The sequence below is a fragment of the Aggregatimonas sangjinii genome (genome assembly GCF_005943945.1).
In the GTDB taxonomy this organism is placed as follows: Bacteria; Bacteroidota; Bacteroidia; order Flavobacteriales; family Flavobacteriaceae; genus Pelagihabitans; species Pelagihabitans sangjinii.
The window spans coordinates 4,224,023-4,242,826 of the sequence record NZ_CP040710.1; the positions used below are offsets into that span (position 1 = coordinate 4,224,023).

At 40.0% G+C, this 18,804-nt stretch carries 16 protein-coding genes; 1 reads left to right on the top strand and 15 read right to left on the bottom strand.

The genetic code is table 11. The annotated features are described in order from the left end of the window. Nucleotides 1-70 precede the first annotated feature (70 nt). Both FGM00_RS17675 and FGM00_RS17680 read right to left on the bottom strand, forming a co-directional pair. On the bottom strand, nucleotides 71-1,021 hold the full coding sequence (locus tag FGM00_RS17675; RefSeq protein ID WP_138854191.1) for a hypothetical protein: 951 nt from the start codon (nucleotides 1,019-1,021) through the stop codon (nucleotides 71-73). A 151-nt stretch (nucleotides 1,022-1,172) separates the two neighbouring features. Further along, nucleotides 1,173-3,011, bottom strand: coding sequence for an O-antigen ligase family protein (locus FGM00_RS17680; RefSeq protein WP_138854192.1), 1,839 nt, complete (start codon nucleotides 3,009-3,011; stop codon nucleotides 1,173-1,175). A gap of 218 nt (nucleotides 3,012-3,229) precedes the next feature. On the opposite strand from FGM00_RS17680, the gene FGM00_RS17685 reads away from it, so the two are divergent. Beyond that, nucleotides 3,230-4,093: an FkbM family methyltransferase gene (locus FGM00_RS17685; RefSeq protein WP_138854193.1), complete on the top strand. Its 864-nt coding sequence runs from the start codon at nucleotides 3,230-3,232 to the stop codon at nucleotides 4,091-4,093. Between the two features lie 14 nt (nucleotides 4,094-4,107). Here FGM00_RS17685 and FGM00_RS17690 read toward each other — a convergent pair whose 3' ends face one another. The 13 genes from FGM00_RS17690 to FGM00_RS17750 form a co-directional block, all read right to left on the bottom strand. After that, on the bottom strand, nucleotides 4,108-5,124 hold the full coding sequence (locus FGM00_RS17690) for a glycosyltransferase family 4 protein (protein WP_138854194.1): 1,017 nt from the start codon (nucleotides 5,122-5,124) through the stop codon (nucleotides 4,108-4,110). Then, a complete protein-coding gene (locus tag FGM00_RS17695; RefSeq protein WP_138854195.1) occupies nucleotides 5,121-6,191 on the bottom strand; it encodes a glycosyltransferase family 4 protein in 1,071 nt (356 codons plus the stop codon). Before FGM00_RS17695 ends, FGM00_RS17690 begins: the two co-directional genes overlap by 4 nt. A gap of 12 nt (nucleotides 6,192-6,203) precedes the next feature. Continuing rightward, nucleotides 6,204-7,169, bottom strand: a complete 966-nt coding sequence (locus tag FGM00_RS17700) for an O-antigen ligase family protein (RefSeq protein WP_175416266.1) — start codon at nucleotides 7,167-7,169, stop codon at nucleotides 6,204-6,206. Nucleotides 7,170-7,413: 244 nt separating this feature from the next. Beyond that, a complete protein-coding gene (murJ, locus tag FGM00_RS17705; protein ID WP_138854197.1) occupies nucleotides 7,414-8,712 on the bottom strand; it encodes a murein biosynthesis integral membrane protein MurJ in 1,299 nt (432 codons plus the stop codon). 485 nt (nucleotides 8,713-9,197) lie between these two features. Beyond that, nucleotides 9,198-10,412 (bottom strand): UDP-N-acetyl-D-mannosamine dehydrogenase, encoded by a 1,215-nt coding sequence (gene wecC / locus FGM00_RS17710; RefSeq protein ID WP_138854198.1) that lies wholly within the window; start codon nucleotides 10,410-10,412, stop codon nucleotides 9,198-9,200. Next, a complete protein-coding gene (gene wecB, locus FGM00_RS17715) occupies nucleotides 10,409-11,542 on the bottom strand; it encodes a non-hydrolyzing UDP-N-acetylglucosamine 2-epimerase (protein WP_138854199.1) in 1,134 nt (377 codons plus the stop codon). Before wecB ends, wecC begins: the two co-directional genes overlap by 4 nt. Before the next feature lie 108 nt (nucleotides 11,543-11,650). Further along, entirely contained in the window at nucleotides 11,651-12,622 is a 972-nt protein-coding gene (locus tag FGM00_RS17720) for an NAD(P)H-dependent glycerol-3-phosphate dehydrogenase (protein ID WP_138854200.1), read from the bottom strand. Between the two features lie 23 nt (nucleotides 12,623-12,645). Beyond that, entirely contained in the window at nucleotides 12,646-13,512 is an 867-nt protein-coding gene (gene rfbD, locus FGM00_RS17725) for a dTDP-4-dehydrorhamnose reductase (RefSeq protein ID WP_138854201.1), read from the bottom strand. Beyond that, nucleotides 13,509-14,054 carry a dTDP-4-dehydrorhamnose 3,5-epimerase gene (rfbC, locus tag FGM00_RS17730; RefSeq protein WP_138854202.1) on the bottom strand — a complete coding sequence of 182 codons (546 nt, stop codon included), beginning with the start codon at nucleotides 14,052-14,054 and terminating at the stop codon, nucleotides 13,509-13,511. The genes rfbD and rfbC overlap by 4 nt, the downstream gene beginning before the upstream one ends. Further along, nucleotides 14,051-14,920: a glucose-1-phosphate thymidylyltransferase RfbA gene (gene rfbA, locus FGM00_RS17735; RefSeq protein ID WP_138854203.1), complete on the bottom strand. Its 870-nt coding sequence runs from the start codon at nucleotides 14,918-14,920 to the stop codon at nucleotides 14,051-14,053. The genes rfbC and rfbA overlap by 4 nt, the downstream gene beginning before the upstream one ends. Nucleotides 14,921-15,013: 93 nt before the next feature. Further along, nucleotides 15,014-16,078: a dTDP-glucose 4,6-dehydratase gene (gene rfbB / locus FGM00_RS17740; protein ID WP_138854204.1), complete on the bottom strand. Its 1,065-nt coding sequence runs from the start codon at nucleotides 16,076-16,078 to the stop codon at nucleotides 15,014-15,016. 5 nt (nucleotides 16,079-16,083) lie between these two features. Continuing rightward, a complete protein-coding gene (locus FGM00_RS17745; RefSeq protein ID WP_138854205.1) occupies nucleotides 16,084-17,094 on the bottom strand; it encodes a hypothetical protein in 1,011 nt (336 codons plus the stop codon). Nucleotides 17,095-17,098: 4 nt separating this feature from the next. After that, nucleotides 17,099-18,784 (bottom strand): DUF6909 family protein, encoded by a 1,686-nt coding sequence (locus tag FGM00_RS17750; RefSeq protein WP_138854206.1) that lies wholly within the window; start codon nucleotides 18,782-18,784, stop codon nucleotides 17,099-17,101. Nucleotides 18,785-18,804: the final 20 nt, after the last annotated feature.

Consider the following 18,804-nt stretch of genomic DNA (forward strand, 5'->3'; position numbering starts at 1 on the left):
GAGTAAGGCGTTGGTGATGTTATTAAAGTGTGCCAGTTTTAAGACATATTTAAGAACGCTTGAAGCAGGATTATTTTCGAATTAGTTCTTGTAATTGTAGATGCTCGAATGAACCCGGAGCACTGTGTGAGGTACCCATAGAATAATCGTAAATTTCCTCGATACCACGTTCAGTGCTTACCGTAATTCTTGATGGAGCATGGTAAATCCATGAAGATGGTCGGAAAACATGATTTTCTTCCGCTGTATACGAAAATCTTTGAATCATCCAATAATTTTCATTACAAAACGTGCCGCTGCAATGTGGATAAGTAAATTGGTAAACTAATATGACATTGGAAGCTCCGAACCCATAATTCACTGTTTCTCCAAAACGATCCCCCATTATTTTTGGATTTTCTTTCTCTAGCTCGCCAGTAATTTTAAATATCGTTGTAGAGTCGATCTCGGTTGTCAGTATAGCAGATTCGTCATCAAATCTGTCTTCGAAAAATGTTTTGTTTGCAGTCAAGCTTTCTTCGATGGTGTAGATGGAAAATCCATTCTCTTTGGTAATGTCCAAAATCTTCCATTCCTTAATACCTTCTATTTTTTGATAAGTATAAGCATATCCGTTAGTATATAGTGCATCATATGTATAAACAAGTACATCTCCTTCCTTATAATTAAAGAAGTCGCGAAGGGCAGTCGAAGAAACCTTAAAATCTAAATTGAAGGGGGTTTTATCTACCGCAATTACGGTATCCAAAAAAACCTCCTGGTCGTTTTCAATCTTAAATTTATATTCCGAAAAAACGATATCCTTAAAATCGAAAGTCCCCAAGCTATCCAGTGCCACGATCATGGTATCACCAAGGGTTACCTTAAGGCCATAGTCTTCAGTGTTGAGTGAGGTCCCGTTCATCTCGAAGATCACTTTGCCACTGACTTCGGTTGATTTGGGGATTTTAACACTATCATCTTTCGAACATGACAGCATCAGGACAATCAAAGTGCTACAATACAATACATATCTTCTCATAACCAAAGTAGTTCTAACCAGAACGCAAGAGCTTCCAATTTTCCGCAAAGAACCGAAATCTTATCCAAATGAATCACTTGTCCGATGAAAGCGCCGTAATTTTAGAGAACCAGCCAAAATTAAGGATAAAACGGTTTGGCATACCTGCATTTTAAGGCCCGCTGTCGATTTTATCGATTTTGTAGTCCGGCAACGCGAAGAGTACCATTCCCTTTATCTCTGCAAATTCTTTGGCCAAATCCATTCGAACACCAATGGCAAAACGTTCGCTAAAACCTTTATCGGTCATCTCCAAATACTGCCAACTTCCTTTTTTGCTCATATCGTAATCTATTCTGTAAGTTATGTCTACCCGATTCCAGGCATAGATATACGCTTCCTTCAAATTACAATTTTCAGAAAGGTAGCACCAAATACCAGCAGTTGCAGCAACTGGGCCGTCATTTTGTGTTCGAAAAATTTCAGGTGCGATGAACGAGCCTCGTTCAAAGGTGGAAAACGCTTCTAAATCTTTAAACGAGCAGGCAGCTGTTTTTTCTGGAAGGTTTTTTTTCAAGGGTAAGTCGCTGTACCCAACTTCAATAAAAGGAGCCGTCATATATGTTTTCGGGTCTTTGCTATCAAAAGACTTCGATTTTGCCCAAAGAAAAACACCAATCAGAATAAATGCGGAAATCAACGCGCAGGAAACAAGAAATGTTTTTTTCCACTTTGACCCGTCGTCATATTCAACATCTTTCTCATTCTCGACCGAGCGAGTCGAGAGCAATACAAACATCCAAAACGTCATCGGGAAGACTCCGATATTTCTTGCTAAAATTGATTCTACAAAGAAGCCTGCGCCAAATACAAGGACGAAGACCCAAAACTGCCCTTCTTTCCTGTTTACTCCCCAGAACAATGAGAAAAGGAAAAGCAGAAGGAACAAAAGACCCAAAATACCAGATTCAACCATAGTCTGTAAGTACTGGTTGTGTACATTGAGTTCATTTTCGAGCTCAATACGATTTCCGTTTTTTTTATACGCATCAAGCAGTTCAGTTTTGCCATCTCCAATACCTACCCCGAAAACCGGATTCTTCATAATAATATCTATGGCATTCTCCCATGTGGCAAGACGGCTATCGATTTTATCGAGCGGCTTATTCTTTTGAATGAGGTCGAGGGTCAGCCGCGTTCTAGGATGTTTATAAATAAAAGTCCCGGCGACGATAGCTGCTATCAGTAATGTTAATACATAATACCTAAATTGAATCTTCTGTTTAAGGACATTCATGCCTGCTAAAAGAAATATAATAAGCATTAGGATAACCAGTATTCTTGATCCGGACGAATACAGTATAAAACAAACCAAGCCCAAAGAAAGCAACCAGGAAATACGCAAAGTTAGATGGTGCACTCGTACGATTTTATTCAAGAGTAATGGAATACCCATAAGTAGTAGAATACCGATATAAAGTCGATGTTCGAACCAGACCAACATATTTACCTCATTAAAGCCTTTAACCAGTGTTACGGCCAAATAGTGCCCATCATAAAACAAATAGACTGTATACAGAAGACTTAGAAGAACTACCGTTAACAGACCGAAAAGAAAAAAAATTGTTACCCTTTTAAAATTAAACTGTCTATGGTCGCCAATCAGTCCTAAAATTGAAATCAGGAGGAATGGAATCTTCTTCTCTACCTGCTTTAATCCTTGGTATAGGTCTTCTGAATAAAAGAGGGTTACCAAGTTCCATAGCACAAAAAGCAACAACAATAGATAAGGTATTTTGCCTTTTTCCATCGTTATGTTTTGGTACTCCTTAAAATAAATTGCCTTAATTAGTAAAGAAGCTATAAAAAAATAGAAGACAAAACTGAAGGGTAGGTAGAAAACCGTCACGGCCCACAAATACAGAAGTACATGGGGCAATCGTTGAAGTATATGGTTGCCTTTATGAACGGAGTTCTTTTTGGCTAAGGCTGATTTCTGTTTAGACTGCATGAAATCTATAAATTTACGATTCTTAAGTAAAACGATGGGCTTTTACACTCAAACAGAATTCTTAAGGTACACCCGAGTTAACTCATAAACTTTAATCTAATCTTTTTAAACCATAATGTTTTGGCCTGTGCCTTTTTTTTTAGACCTTGGTAATCCCTACATCATAGTGTTAAAGTAAGAGAGCCTCTTTCTTCGCCAATAAAAATATTGACAATACAATGAATCCTAAAATCAAAGCCGTATTCTTAAAAACTTTTGGTGTAAAAGGTGTTAATCATCTTAGAAAGATTAAATGGTCCATTTTAAAACCCTTTACAAAAGATGAAGATCTCATTAGGGATTTTTATAAGACCGAGGTCGAAATACCTGTTTTAGAAAAGTTATTGCCCATATTGATTTCCGATAAAAAACAGGTTCTTATCGATATCGGGGCGAATATTGGTGCTTATTCTTTCTATTTATCAAAATTTAGCGAGCCTTTGGGGGCTAGATGTATTGGATTTGAGCCTAGAAAGGACACTTTTTCAAGACTCATTAAAAACGTTACCGCTCCTAATTTTCACGCAGAGCACTGTGCTTGTTCAAGCGAAAATGGTTTTGCGGATATTTTCCTCCCTCCAAGTCATGGCCAATCGTCACTATTAAAAATGCCGGAATTCGAGGGTATTGCCACGGAACGAATTACTACAACAACGCTTGATGACTATTGCCTAAAGAACAAGGTGACAAATCTAGTATTCCTCAAAATCGATGTTGAAGGGTTCGAATTCGAAGTGTTCAAAGGAGCAGAAAACACTATTAAGGAAAATATGCCCATCATCATCTGTGAATCCGAAAACAGACACTTAAATGTTCAGGGTAAAACCACTCAGAATTTGATAGATAAGGTTTGCGAAATGGGATATTCGGCCTATGTGATATCGAAAAGCGGCAAAGACTTTCTGCCCGTTACACAAATAGTAATACCCAAAAACAGGGAAACTGCCGATGAATATTACTTTAATTATTGGTTCGTCCCGAACAGCGAAACCAAGGTTTTGCTTCCTGTTATCAATGATATATTGGTAAAGACCGGGACATAGGTTCCCAAATAGTACTAAACTGTACGCTCCAATAAGTCGACGATAGCTGCCCTTCGTCGCTCCACTAAGAATAAATCGGTTAATCGCTGTCTAGCTTTTCTTTGATATTTCTCATAATCGTGGGGATCGTTAATCAGGTCTACAACAGCTTCGGCAATTGTGCTGGGTGTGGTTTTGTCTAGAACCACGGCCGCATCGCCTACTACATTTGGCACCTCACCTGCGTCACTGGTCACTATCGCGCAGCCACAGCTCATCGCTTCGGCAATGGCAACACCGAAACCCTCGTAAATCGTTGGCTGTAGGTATATTTTACATGAAGAAAGCAACTCGATTTTCTTTGTCTCGGTTATATCGACCAGGACCTCAATATGACTTTCAAGATTGGCAGCTTTTATATATTCTTTCAATTCTAGTTCGGCATCTCCACTTCTTCCTGCGATAACTAAGCGTAAGTCATATCCTCTCTCTCTAAGTGTTGCCAGGGCATCAACGCTTGTGTATACGCATTTTCTCTGCAAATTCGACTTTTCAAGCCAGCTAATGGTAAGTAAGAAATCCGAATTTCTTTCATATACCGGGATATAATTTTCAGCATATACCCCATGGGGGATATATTCGATATTTGAGAATTGTAGTTTTTCGTTAAAAATATCGAACTCCCTCTTCGAAACAAAAATATTGGTCGATGCGCATCTTGCAGAAATCCAGATAAGCATACGCTGCCATGCAGGTCGCATTGAAAAATCATTAGGTGACCCAGGAGCCTCGTAATTGAACGTACCTGTGATAATAACTCTCTTTCCTAAAAGCCTTCCTAATAGGACCGGGACGAAGGCGTAAGTCCACCACCAAATGAAAATTACATCCGAGCTATACTTTATTTCCCCCCATTTCGTCGCAATTACCAACTCAGGGTCGATACCCGATAATATATCCAGATCTTGAGCATAAAAAAGATTTTGCCGTAAAGCCTTTTTATTCTTAATTCTACAGAAAAATGTTATCCTCGGTTTTTTAATTGTCTTCAAATGACATCATTTTTTAAGATTTCACCGTAATAGAATTTTCGGATATCGTTATCGACGTCCTCCATGCTTCTAATTTCTTTGGCCAAATTTATATTGTTTTGACGCAGTTTTTGTCTAAGCTCTTTATTCTTTAGGAGGTGAGTCAGTTTTTTGCTGAACTCCGCTATATTGCAATTCTCTACCAGTATGCCATTTACTCCGTCTTGAACCAAATAGGGTATTGCAGAATTATTAAAAGCTATAACGGGGATTCCGTAGAGCATAGCTTCTTTTATGACCATACCATATCCTTCATGTAAAGAAGGAAAAACAAAAATGGAAGCGTTGGAGAAATATTCAGAAAGCTCCCTTTTCGATACTCTGCCACGAAAGAATACCCGATCTTCCATATTATTTTCGCTAACTTTTGCGATGAGCATTTTAAAATAGTTGTCATCTTCATTATAGTTTCCTATTATATCCAAAGTATAATGCTCGGAGACCTCTTGTAAAGATTTGATTAATAAATCCAGTCCTTTCCTCTTTTCAATACTACCCACGTACAAAAGGTGATCATCGTTTAATTCTTCTTTTGGTGCGCTGTGTTCTTTTACAAAACCTATTTCAATAAAAAAAATTCGTTTCTTCGGCAACAAATTACCAGTAATCTCTTTTACGTAAGGGCTTGGTACGATCAGAGTGTCGAATTTTCGTAAAAAATTGAGTTCCAAATAGCGATTCAGTTTTTTTTTGAAACCTGTCTGGGCTAAGAAATTATAATGGTGATGGATACAGATAGTCTTATTCTTCTTATTTAATAGCTTAATCATATTCATTACGAGGAAGAGCCTCGGGTAAAGTCTGCTATTCGTAATAATAACATCCGCCTTACTTAGCGTATTCAATTTCAGGAAATAGAGAATGTTATAAATGGGAGAGAGACGCGTCTTAAACAGCAACATTTCATCTGTTAAAAAGGAGACATTACCGCCTATCCTTTCTAGGAACTTTATAAGATACTTATTGTACTTCTGGCCTCCCGTGCCCGAATCCTTTTCATTTGGTACTACTACTAAAATCCTTTTCATGACATCTCTTTATTATTTAGCAAACCTTCTATAACGTAGAAAAATTACATACGCTATCCAAAAGAATATGTCAATCGTAATCCAGCCTCTATTGATTATTCCGTTGCTTTCGAAGAAATTTCGAATAACTAGTCCTACGAACAATCCCCAAACTAAAAAATAAAAATTTTTTTCATTTGATGAAGCTAATTTGATACCACGAAAGTATTTATATCCAATACTCAGGAGTATCAGCAAAAGTACAAAAGCACCAAAAATCCCAATTTCCGCCGCTGTTTCCAAATAAACATTATGTGAACTTTGTACAGTAAGTTTCAGAATCTCGTCTTTCTGCCACCGACTTATGGGGTAGGATTCAACATAACCCACGCCTATCTCTCGAAGGTTTCCGAGACCTACTCCGAAAAATGGATAGTCCATCGCAACATCGGCGCCTACGTCATATAGAATCTGTCTTGCCGAAAGACCTCTCTCCAATCGCAAATTCAAAATAATTTTATCCTTAAAGAAAAAGAAGCCCGCACCGGCAAATATGAAGCCGATCGTGGCTAGAACGATAATTTTCTTTGTCAACCTAAACCTTAGGTTGTATACCACAGCGGTTATTGCCAAGGCTAACATACTTGCTCTGGAGCCTGTAATAAAAAGTCCTATCAATAGAACTGCTATAAAGATGATGTACTTTCGCTTTTTTGCTTCGAGATACAATAGAAAGGCAAATACAAGGGAAACATAAAGAATGAAGCCCGCGCTATTCACATTGGAATAAATTCCTCCTGCTCGAACCGCCCCTTCAAGTTCACGGATTACGGTACCAAAGAACCGACTGTAAAAAATAGATGCGCTTAATACTAAACCACTTAAAACGATAGCTTTAAGGAATAACAGATACCTAAAACGAGTAGACATCCAATCATGTAGCGCCGCAATCAATAAAAAAAACACTAGAATACGTGCCGAAAATATTAAGCTGTTCATGGTGTCGTAGGCGAACAAAGAAGAAATAAAGCAGAGGGTTATGTAAACGAAAATTAATATAGTTTCTATCCTGATTTTGCTTGTAAACTTTTTTTTAGATAGCCAATACGTTATTATCAATACTGGCAAGACCAAAGAAATGAACTTTCTAATCGGAGAATCCCAATAGCCAGTTATGGTAACAAGGAAGATGAATACCGGAAAATAGTAATCTTTGATTTTATGTTTTTGTATAACGCTCATACTACGCAAAAAGCCGGTTCCTATTTTTATAAAAAATGCTTCCGATCATAATAACGTTAAAGAAAAAGCTTATACTAGTTGATAACGCTAAACCCCAGTAATAATCTGCACTAACAAATACAGAACTCAAACAAATTTTTATCCCCACCGCTGCTAAAGTACTTAATAACAATATTTTCTCCTGATGAAGTGCAAAACAGAGTTTTGCCAATAATACGTGTAAAAATATAAATGGTAGCCCAAAGGATAATGCTGTCAGATAATTGCTGGTAATTTCACTGGTACTGCTTGAAAAAGCACCTCTTTCGAACATAAGGGTAATAAGTAATTTACCGAAAAATGAAAAAAGTAATACAAAGGGAATGGCAATGCCCAAAGAAAATAAAAATCCTTTGTATAACACCTTCTTTAGCTCTAAGAACCTCTTTTCCTGAACATATAATGAAATCCTAGGAAAAAGTATTGTACCGGCCGTCAAGCCCAGTATTGTGACCGGGAGGTTATTCAAAATACCGGCGTAATACAAGGAAGAGATGTGACCTTCTGGCAGACTACTAATAAAAGAACGATCTATCAAAGTGAAGCTTTGGCCTAACAACTCGATTGCCAATATGATGATATACGCCGATGTAAATACTTTTTCATATTGCATCGAAAATTTGAAGAAAACCGCTATTTCCTTTCGCTTCAAATCATAGACGTACACTAAAATCTGAAGTACAGATCCAAATAATAAACCAAGGCCGAAGGAATACACGCCGTACTCCTCATACATGAACAAAACAGAAGTAATGACGCTAAAATGTATTAGTAAGGGAGTAAATGCGGGGAGGGTAAATTCGTTCTTAGCATTATATACCGCTTTGAAAATATTGAACAATGAGCTAAAAAACGCAAAAATCGAAAAGACGATCGTTAAGTTAATAATGAGCTCTCTGTAATCCTGAAATTCTGTAGGAATGAAAAAAGTAATGTAAATGTAAAAAAGTAGATTATATAGGGCCAAAATGAAAATCAAGAAAAAAACGTACGGCCAAAAAAACTGTTTTGAGAAGTTCGAGTAAAAATTTTGATTGGATTTTTCACTAAGATCCAGTCTTGGAATAATGATATGTGGTATGGCATATAGCAACAGACTCACTATCATATTTGGTACTACAAACACCGTTAATAGAATATCGAATTCATTGGAAGCACCGAATTTAGAGGCCAGTACCATTTCCCTCATAAAACCAACGCCCTTACTAAGTATTGTCGCCAAAAATAATATACCGAAACTCTTTTTCAGGGATTTAGTCATTCAGGCAAGGTTAAGCGACTATTTTATTTTTTGTAAAGTATTTTTATGACCACTGCCATATTTAACTTGAAGAGAACTCACCATATCTGGCGTTATCGCAAAAGTACGATAATTATAAACCCTGTAAAGCTGAACCCTGACTTTGAATTCACTTTCCTAAATATTTCGGATTACGCAACCATTAAAGAAGTTGAATTCTAAGGTCTTTTCTGTTTTAAAGGTTCAATTTAAGTGCTATTCTTAAAGGTTGCTTTAAACCAAAATTCATTCGGCCAGCTCAATTTTCGCAAATAGAATAATAGCCTTGTGCGAATTTTTTCAATTTGAGGAGGCGACCACAGGCAAGAATCCCTAAATATTCTTTAATAGAATTATAAAAAATACGCATTATGTTGATGATGCGGTTTCATCAGCGAGAAAAGTACTTTCATGTACGGTGGGGTGTCACCCAAACAAAGAACATTGTCGTCTGGATTCAAAATGCATTAACTCATGACGCCACAAAAATCTAAAACAACGACCTGATCACTAAGGTCTAATTTCTTAAATTCGTCATGGGCCACCAAAAAGGCCAAAATATCCGCTTTTTTGGCCGCTTCTTTATAATTCGTGAGTTTAAAGACTTTATGGTCGGCTATATTTGGCTCTACAATGTAATAGTCCTCATCATTGGCGTTTTGTAAAACCTTTTGGGCGATATATTTTGCAGGAGATTCACGTAAATCATCAATATTCGGTTTAAACGCCAAACCCATTAATGCAATACTGGGTTTTCTACCATGTTTTAGTTCAAACTCCAGTTTGGATGTTTTTATTTTCTCTGCGCACCAGAACGATTTGTAGTTGTTGATTTCACGGGCCGTACCGATTATTTTAGATTCCATCGGATAATCCGCCACTATAAAATAGGGGTCTACCGCTATACAATGACCACCCACTCCACAACCAGGTTGCAAAATATTAACCCTTGGATGTTTGTTCGCCAATGCGATCAACTCCCATACATTGATTTCGGCCTTGTCACATATTAAAGAAAGTTCATTTGCAAACGCAATTTGAACGTCCCTTGATGAGTTTTCTACCAATTTACACATTTCGGCGGTGCGCGCATTCGTTTTGTGCAATTCTCCCTTAATGAATTGAGCGTAAAAAGCTGTTGCCTTAGTTGTTGATTTTTCATCTACACCTCCGATAACCCTGTCGTTATTGACCAATTCATACATGACATTGCCTGGAAGCACTCTCTCTGGACAATAGGCAATGTGTAGCTTCCCTTTTAATTCGGGCCTGCCCTCATAGATCAAATGCATCATGCGCTCTGTAGTACCAATAGGCGAGGTAGACTCGATAATGTATAGGTCGCCTTCCTTTAACAATGGAAGTATGGCCTCTGTAGCTGCTTTTACAAAGGACGTGTCCGGTTCGTTTTTATCTTTAAAAGGAGTGGGAACGACTATAATATAGGTGTTCGCTTTTTCTGGAGTCGTCGCCGCTTTTAAATAACCTTCCTTGACCGAAGTTGCTACCGCTTCATCCAATTCAGGTTCAATAATATGTATTTTACCTGCATTGATGGTTTCAACGACTTGCGGATTGATATCAACCCCGTGCACCCTTACTTTGTTCTGTGCAATCAACGCCGCTGTGGGCAGACCAATATAACCGAGGCCCATCATTACAACTTCTGGTGTAGTGCTCATTTTTTGAGTTTTGAAATGTAATCTACAATTTTTTCGCACGCTTTTCCATCACCGTAAGGGTTATGAAGAGTGCTCATCTCAGCGTAGGCATCCTTGTTTTCAAGTAATTTCGTCGCTTCTATAAAAATCTTTTCCTTGTTTGTACCGACTAGTATAACGGTACCTGCATCAACGGCTTCCGGCCGTTCCGTCGTGTCCCTCATGACCAATACTGGTTTTCCTAAACTCGGGGCTTCCTCCTGTACGCCACCACTATCGGTAATAATCATATATGATTTGTGCATTAACCAGACAAATGCCGGATATGACAATGGGGCTATCAATTTAATCGCTTTTATACCAGCTAAAATTTCATACACTGGCTTTTGAACATTTGGGTTCAAGTGCACCGGATAGATAATTTGAATATCGGAACGAGTTGCCGCCAAATCCTTAAGTGCTTGGCAAATATCTACGAAACCTTGGCCGTGGTTTTCTCTTCGGTGGCCAGTGACCAATACTATCTTCTTATCTACATCCAATACCTGCTGTAGGCGATTGATTTCTTCGTCCTCAAAGGTTGATGAATTCACCTTATCGACACTAAATTTTAATGCATCTATGACCGTGTTTCCCGTTACCAGAATACTTTCGCTTTCCTTATTTTCAAGAATCAGGTTTTCTTTTGATTTTTCGGTAGGACAAAAATGAATATCGGAAACTACCCCGATAACGCTTCTGTTCATTTCTTCGGGGTAGGGCGATTTCATGTCGAAGGTGCGAAGACCAGCTTCTACATGGCACACTTTTGATCTTGCGTAAAACGCTGCGAGGCTAGCGGACATGCCAGTTGTAGTGTCTCCATGAATATGTACGTAATCAGGTTTAAATTCCTCCAAAACAGGTTTAAGGCCTGTGACTATATCTGCTGTAAGCGAATAAAGGTTTTGGTCGGGTTTCATCAAATCCAAATCATAATCTGGGATGATTTCAAAAAAGGAAAGCACCTGGTCTAGCATTTCCCGATGTTGGGCGGTTATACAAACCTTTGTTTCAAATTTCTCCGGATACTTTTGAAATTCCTTGACCAGAGGCGCCATTTTAATGGCCTCCGGCCTTGTTCCAAAAATGACTAAAATCTTCTTCCTCATTCCCTAATCTATTAAATGCTTTGTCGGACGACTATATTACCTGGTCTACTTTCAAAAGTACGCTATTTATTAACTTCTTTGGTTGTCGCCATGGCCAAGGCGTACAAGTCAGTCAACCAAACTATTAAATCGAATCTTGAACTTCGATTCCTTGTCTCTGAAGAAAGATTCCAGCCTATTGAACAGCGGCAACTGTTTTTGTATGGAATCATCGGTCGCCTTCGATATCAACTCGATCGTTCTAAGACCTTCGAGTACGACACTGCTCTGGTTCACGTCGGAATTGTAAAACCCCTTCCCGATCAAAAGCCCCAAAGTTCGGTTTCTACTCAGGTCGTTCAGCGCCGTGAGACCAAAGTCTCCGTAACCACAGGCCAAGAACAAGGTGTCTTCCTTACCCCCTAGTGCTTCGAGCAACACCCGTATCTCGCTAAAAGCCTTCGTGAGGATCATATGCCGGGTGTTGATGGCATTGTATTGGGCGTCTACGATTCCCATGATGATGGCATACACGTTCTTTAACGCGCTTAACAGCTCCACACCAGCGATATCGGTAGTATGGTCGATATGGATGTTCGTTTTCCTTACGAGCTCCTTTATCGTATGGTATTGGGTCTCCGTATCATGACCTAGAGTGAACAGGGAATGTTCATTGTTCATCAATTCTACCGCGAAAGTGGGTCCTTTCATGGTCACCACATTGGGACTGTTCAATTTGTCCTTTAAATAATCGACCAGGTTACGGCCATTTTTAAAAAGTCCCTTTGAAAGATTAACGACCAATGCTTCCGTAGGGATTGCTATTTTCAAGTCTTTTATATGCTCTTTTAATGCGGCTGTAGGTAAGGCCATAAAAACGATATCGGCATCGGAAAGTTTGGAAAGAGAGGCCGACGCCCTTAGCGAATCATGTAGCGTTTTATTCGGAAAATAACGTAGATTGGTGTGGTTATCATTGATTTCCTGCTGTTGGTCTTCGCTTCTGCAGATTAGGCAAACGCTGTCCTCCGTATTGAAGGCCAATTGATTGGCTATGGCGGTTCCGAACGAACCTGCTCCTATGACATATATATGTTTCATTCCTGATTGTTTCAACGGGGTTGCTACTTGTTTTGCGTAATTCCTAATTTGGATAGGCACTCTTTCAGACTATCCTTCCATTCTGGGATTTCAATGCCAAAAGCGTCTTGAACCTTTCGCTTGGCCAACACGCTATATCTTGGTCGCTGCGCCGCCGTAGGATATTCGTTGCTTTTGATAGCCATTACAGCAACCTGTGTTTGGGAATATTCAAAGATAGCCGATGCGAACTCATACCAAGTCGCGACACCCTTATTACTATAATGATAGCTTCCGTACTTATCGGTATTTTCGTTGATCAAACGCACAATAAACCGTGCCAAATCTCTAGCGTAGGTAGGAGTACCATATTGATCATCTACGATTTGCAGTATTCCCTTTTCCTTTCCCAAACGTAGCATGGTCTTCATAAAATTTTGACCGTGTTGGGCATAAAGCCAAGAGGTCCTTAAGATGACATGGGCTTCTAAATTATCGGCAATGGCTTTTTCGCCCTCCAATTTTGTTTGCCCATATACTCCTAGAGGGTTTGTTACGTCTTGTTCATTATACGGAGTATTCTTAGTACCGTCAAAAACGAAATCCGTTGATATATGGATTAAGGTTGTGCCATGCCGATAACAACTTTGTGCCAAGTGTTTTGCGCCATCAACATTGATGCGTTTGGCTTGCACCGGTTCTGATTCGGCCTTATCAACCGCTGTATAAGCAGCGCAATTCACACAGAAGTCAGGCCTTAACTCATCAAAAACTTTTTGAACGGCTTTCTGGTCCGTAATGTCCAGGTCTTCCTTACCAAGAAAAATAAATATATTCTCGGACTGCCGACTTTCATCTTTGATACAGGTCGCCAATTGGCCCCTTCCCCCAGTGACGATAATCTTGCTCATGATTTGGCGGTATCGAAATTCGGTAATGCTTTATCTTTCTCTGAAAGAATAAGCGAATCGGCCGGCAATTTCCAATCGATATCAAAATCGGGATCGTTGTAGGCAATTCCCCCTTCGGCCTCCTTGTGGTAGTAATTGTCGCATTTATAACATACCTCTGCCGTAGCACTTAAAACCACAAAGCCATGGGCAAAACCTCTTGGTATAAAAAGCTGCTTTTTGTTTTCGTAGCTAAGTTTAACGCCGATATACTGCTTGTAAGTGGGCGAGTCGCCGCGAAGATCGACCGCTACGTCCCAAATAATGCCGTGTAGTACGCGAATCAATTTTGCTTGCGCGTGATCTCCCAATTGAAAATGCAAGGCTCGCACCACCCCGTATTGTGAAAAAGACTGGTTGTCCTGAACAAAATCGATATCCTTGCCGATGGCCTGTTTAAAGCGTCTCGCGTTAAAGACCTCTGTTAAATAGCCCCTTTCATCTTCAAATATTTCTGGCTCCAAAATATAGCAGCCAGCTAATTTCGTTTCGGTCACCTTCATGAATACTTATTTAGAATGCCCAAAAGATTTTTTCCATAGCCGCTCTTCATCAAGGGCTCCGCCAACGCTTTGAACTGTTGTTTGTCTATATAATCCATTTCGAAAGCGGCCGCTTCTATTGCGCCTATTTTCAAGCCTTGACGTTCTTCAAGAACTTCGACAAATTGGGCCGCCTGCAATAAGGATTGAAATGTGCCCGTATCAAGCCAAGCGGTGCCCCTATCGAGAATACTTACCCGTAGCTTACCTTCTTCCAAGTAAGCTTTATTGATATCGGTTATTTCCAATTCCCCTCTATTACTCGGTTGTATCGCTTTGGCGATTTCAATAACCCTGTTGTCATAAAAATAAATACCGGGAACGGCATAATTCGATTTCGGGTCTACGGGCTTTTCCTCGATGCTAATGGCCTTCCCTTCTTCGTCAAATTCGACTACCCCGTAACGTTCCGGATCGTGAACACGGTAAGCATAAATAATACCACCATCGGGATCATTGTTTTCCTGTAATAATTTTGCCAATCCAGATCCATAAAAGATATTGTCCCCCAAGATAAGGGCGACCTTATCCTGTCCGACAAAATCGGCCCCTATGATAAAAGCCTCCGCCAAACCGTTTGGATTTTCCTGTACGGCATAGTCGAAAGTGCATCCGTATTTTTTGCCATCACCCAATAACTCTTGAAATAAGGGAAGGTCTTTTGGGGTAGAAATAACGAGTATTTCTCGAATACCGGCATACATGAGCGTAGACAATGGATAATACACCATTGGCTTGTCATAAATCGGCATCAGTTGTTTTGACACCGATAGTGTTAACGGGTGCAGCCGCGTTCCAGAACCTCCTGCCAATAGTATTCCTTTCATTTATGAATTATTGTTATAAGACCATGTCATTGCAAACCTTGTAAGTTTTGTTCGGCACAACAAAAAGGGGTTGGGGATCCCGTGGTTGCTGATTCAACTGTACATATCCTCATAGTATTTTTGATAGTCACCCGTGGTGACATTTTTAAGCCATTCCCCATTCGCAAGATACCAGTCAATTGTCCGTTCCAAGCCTTGCTCAAAAGTTACTGAAGGCTTCCACCCCAGTTCATTGTTGATTTTGCCGGAATCGATGGCATAACGCCTATCATGTCCGGGCCGATCCTTTACGAAAGTGATCAGCTGTTCAGAAGTATGTTCGGGACGATTGAGCCGTTTATCCATCAATCTGCACAACAACTTCACCAAATCAATGTTTTTCCATTCATTACACCCTCCTACATTATACGTTTCCTGATTTTTTCCTTCATGAAAAATAAGGTCTATCGCCTGTGCATGGTCTTCTACGAATAACCAATCCCTAGTGTAATCGCCGTCACCATAAACTGGAAGTGCGATTCGCTCAATAATATTATGGATCAATAACGGAATCAGCTTTTCCGGAAACTGATTGGGGCCATAATTATTAGAACAGTTTGAAAGTACAAAAGGTAAACCATAGGTCTCTCCGTAGGCGCGCACAAAATGGTCGGCACTCGCTTTGGAGGCCGAGTATGGGGAGTTTGGTCGGTATGGAGAAACTTCGGAAAAGAGTCCTTGCGCTCCCAACGATCCGTAGACCTCATCAGTACTTATGTGATAGAACCTTTTGTTGTGTGCATCGGCTTTCCAGAGGTCTACGGCAGCATTCAAAAGGTTTACCGTGCCCAAGATGTTTGTGCGTACAAAAACCAAAGGATCGGCAATCGATCGATCTACATGGGATTCGGCGGCCAAATGAACGACGCCATCAAAACGATATTCTTTAAAGATTTTTCTTATAAAGGATTCATCCGCAATATTCCCCTTCAAGAAGGTGTAGTTCGGAGCGGTCTCAATATCCCTTAGATTTTCAAGATTTCCTGCATACGTCAGGGCGTCTACATTGTAGATATGATAGCTTGGGTAGCGGTTTACAAATCGTCTGACCACATGGGAGCCGATGAATCCGGCGCCTCCTGTAATCAACAACCGTTTATTTGCTCGATTTTCTTCCATCGTGCCTATGCTATTTCCTTGGCCTTTCTATCGAGATAACGCAGGAATATGAAAAGTAGAAATCCTAGAACCAGAACCATCGGAATCGTAAACATGCGATTGTTAAACAATGACTTTCTTACCACCTGTGTATTTCCCAAGTTGATGATGCTGATAATATTGGCTTGTTGTTTCAGCTCCAGTTTTTTCTCCTCGACTTCCTTGATTAGATTGTTTTTCAAAGTCAAAAGAGAGGGCACATTCAGCGCATTCTCCTTTTCGAAATATAAAGTGCCGGTACCAGGTTTGGAGGATTCATTGGTAAGGGACTTCGAATAATTTGCCACTAAATCGTCAATTTGAATGATGAGCTTTGTATTGTCCTCTATTCTCGAAGCCGCATTACTTACCGAAATTTCCCTGAATTCTTCCAAGTAGTCATTCGTGTTGATCAACTTGAGCAATTTTCGGGATATTTCCGGGCCCGTTAATTCATTTGTGTATAAGAATGTAATTTTATGGTTGACTACGCTCTTTTCGGCCAGTTCCGATTTTATAATATCAACAACATAGCTCTGCTCTTTAAAATTGCTTAGCGCTTCAAGGTACCGCATCTGGTTCATTACCTCATCCTCGTCTTCTTTTACTACGTCTTCTATAGGTTCGATTTCGATTTCGAAACCTTTCAGGTCTTCCAGTTCAACTCCGATCGATTTAAAGAAGTTTTCATTTTCAGCTTTTATATTGGCAGTTAATTCATTAACCACATCATATAAATAGTCCTTACTATCAAAATTTGGCCTTACGATGACCTCGGTCTTCAACTTTTTGGAGATTATTTGATTGAGCCCGAAACTGATGGCCACTCCTAATGCGGCCAATCCTATCAAAATCAGCGCATATTTCTTGAAAAAAAGAAAAATTCTTAAAAACACATTGCCAAGCTGATGGAACCCCCTTTTCAACAGTTGTAAAAGCTGGCCCAAATCAATCTCATCAGAAGCTGTATTTTTAGAAGATGGCGTATTTGCTGACATATAACTATAAATTGAATATTTGCTTTAAAATCTTATCGGTAATTAAATAGGTCGGTTTTACGCCTGTGGTTCCCAAACCACCGGAAGCCAAGGTGCTTCCCGTTTCCAAAGGGTTGTCAGATGCGTAGTACGCATACCGCACTTTTACATCTTCGCGAATGCTCTTGCGTATCTTCGAAGCCGATTGTATCGCTTTTTGGTAGTGTACACCTTCCATCTCCAAGCCGATTACATTCCACGTGCTGCGATGAAAGAATTTCAAAATATCCTTGTTTTGCAAAGATGTTCCTAAAACCGTTACCATCGTACCCTCGAAAACTTTAAGGCCATGCCCTTCAAAATCTGCTGCGCATAACTCATTCGTAAAGGGGTAATTATCTGCCGTACCTTCAAATATATGCGCCGAGGGAATCATTAAGTCTCCTTTGCCACCTTCCAAGATGCCTGCCTTGCCCATAATCGAAACAGATTTGATGTTCATAAAAACGGGTTTCTTTTTAGACCCACCAAATGGTTTCAATAACTCGTCAATCGTTTCATAAGCCTGCTCTCCAAAGGCGTAATCCATTACAAAGATAACAGGTTTTTCATCATCCGGAATATCCCCGGATAGCTCATAGCAGCAGCCATCCTTTCCCAACTTGGCCATGTCGAAAAGCTGTACGTCTATATTGGTGCCCGAGCGATCGTCTATCGCTATCATGCCGTTTTTTTTGGCAACCGTAGTTACCTTATTTCGCAAAGCCTGATTTGCTGAGGAGCTTAACGCTTGGTATATTTTTAAGGAATCTTCCTCCGGAAAATCCTTTTTCAATGCATTTCTTGCAAAGAGGGAGTTCATAACACTATGCATATTGGCACTTATGATATGTATCGGTCGATGCAATAATCCCTTTTTCGCCAAAACCTCTTTGATCGTGGTCGCCCAGCGCTCCCCGTGAATGTGATGTCCCAGACGCTCCCTCAACAAAGCGCTAAAATTGATTTCCCTCTTTTCGCCGGTTACCTCTTCCTCGATAGCCAATTTGCCCAACCAGTAAACGATATGTAAAAACCGTTCGGAATTTTTTGCGGTCGCGAAAAGTTCATACACCTCCATAATCTCCTCAAAGGACCTGCCCAATACGTTGGCCGTATGAATTAAGGTAACCTCGCGCTCGGCTTGACTAAGTTTGCCTTTTTTAACGGCCGCCTCGAGCTTTTTCCAATCACGGGTAGTTTTATCGGTATCCTCGATAAGGACTTTTTGAGCGATTTTTTCGGACTCTATGAACAGGAAGGTTAAATGTGTTAAAATATCGTAAATATCCGATCTGCCGCGAGTAATCTCGATATTCATTTGCTCATCGTCGATACGATAGCAATTACGCCTTCGTTTTGGAGGAATAATCGGTTTGAAATTCGAACGGCCATAGCCCTCATCGGAAGTGAGGTTGATGAAGCGGCATTGTTCAATGCCTTCCGGTAAACGTTCCAAAACGTAAATGAGCCCGTTCAGCTCAACCTTTTCCTCTGCGATACTTCCGTAAATTTCAGGTCGTAATAATAAAAGTGCTTCTTTTAGACTTTCCCCTGAAACACCCGTGGGTTTATAAAATCCTCGGTTGAAAAGGTGGCGCATGGTAATGTAAAGTCTTTCGATGGCATTGGTAGATTCCTGCGCGCGAGTGGTGTTCGGTGTTTTACCCATAATCCTATTTCGGGATAAAA

Excerpts from the sequence above, each read along its gene's own strand:
- FGM00_RS17675 (WP_138854191.1), bottom strand. The coding sequence starts at position 1,021 with ATGAGAAGATATGTATTGTATTGTAGCACTTTGATTGTCCTGATGCTG.
- FGM00_RS17680 (WP_138854192.1), bottom strand. The coding sequence starts at position 3,011 with ATGCAGTCTAAACAGAAATCAGCCTTAGCCAAAAAGAACTCCGTTCAT.
- FGM00_RS17685 (WP_138854193.1), top strand. The coding sequence starts at position 3,230 with ATGAATCCTAAAATCAAAGCCGTATTCTTAAAAACTTTTGGTGTAAAA.
- FGM00_RS17695 (WP_138854195.1), bottom strand. The coding sequence starts at position 6,191 with ATGAAAAGGATTTTAGTAGTAGTACCAAATGAAAAGGATTCGGGCACG.
- FGM00_RS17700 (WP_175416266.1), bottom strand. The coding sequence starts at position 7,169 with ATGAACAGCTTAATATTTTCGGCACGTATTCTAGTGTTTTTTTTATTG.
- murJ (WP_138854197.1), bottom strand. The coding sequence starts at position 8,712 with ATGACTAAATCCCTGAAAAAGAGTTTCGGTATATTATTTTTGGCGACA.
- wecC (WP_138854198.1), bottom strand. The coding sequence starts at position 10,412 with ATGAGCACTACACCAGAAGTTGTAATGATGGGCCTCGGTTATATTGGT.
- wecB (WP_138854199.1), bottom strand. The coding sequence starts at position 11,542 with ATGAGGAAGAAGATTTTAGTCATTTTTGGAACAAGGCCGGAGGCCATT.
- FGM00_RS17720 (WP_138854200.1), bottom strand. The coding sequence starts at position 12,622 with ATGAAACATATATATGTCATAGGAGCAGGTTCGTTCGGAACCGCCATA.
- rfbD (WP_138854201.1), bottom strand. The coding sequence starts at position 13,512 with ATGAGCAAGATTATCGTCACTGGGGGAAGGGGCCAATTGGCGACCTGT.
- rfbC (WP_138854202.1), bottom strand. The coding sequence starts at position 14,054 with ATGAAGGTGACCGAAACGAAATTAGCTGGCTGCTATATTTTGGAGCCA.
- rfbA (WP_138854203.1), bottom strand. The coding sequence starts at position 14,920 with ATGAAAGGAATACTATTGGCAGGAGGTTCTGGAACGCGGCTGCACCCG.
- rfbB (WP_138854204.1), bottom strand. The coding sequence starts at position 16,078 with ATGGAAGAAAATCGAGCAAATAAACGGTTGTTGATTACAGGAGGCGCC.
- FGM00_RS17745 (WP_138854205.1), bottom strand. The coding sequence starts at position 17,094 with ATGTCAGCAAATACGCCATCTTCTAAAAATACAGCTTCTGATGAGATT.
- FGM00_RS17750 (WP_138854206.1), bottom strand. The coding sequence starts at position 18,784 with ATGGGTAAAACACCGAACACCACTCGCGCGCAGGAATCTACCAATGCC.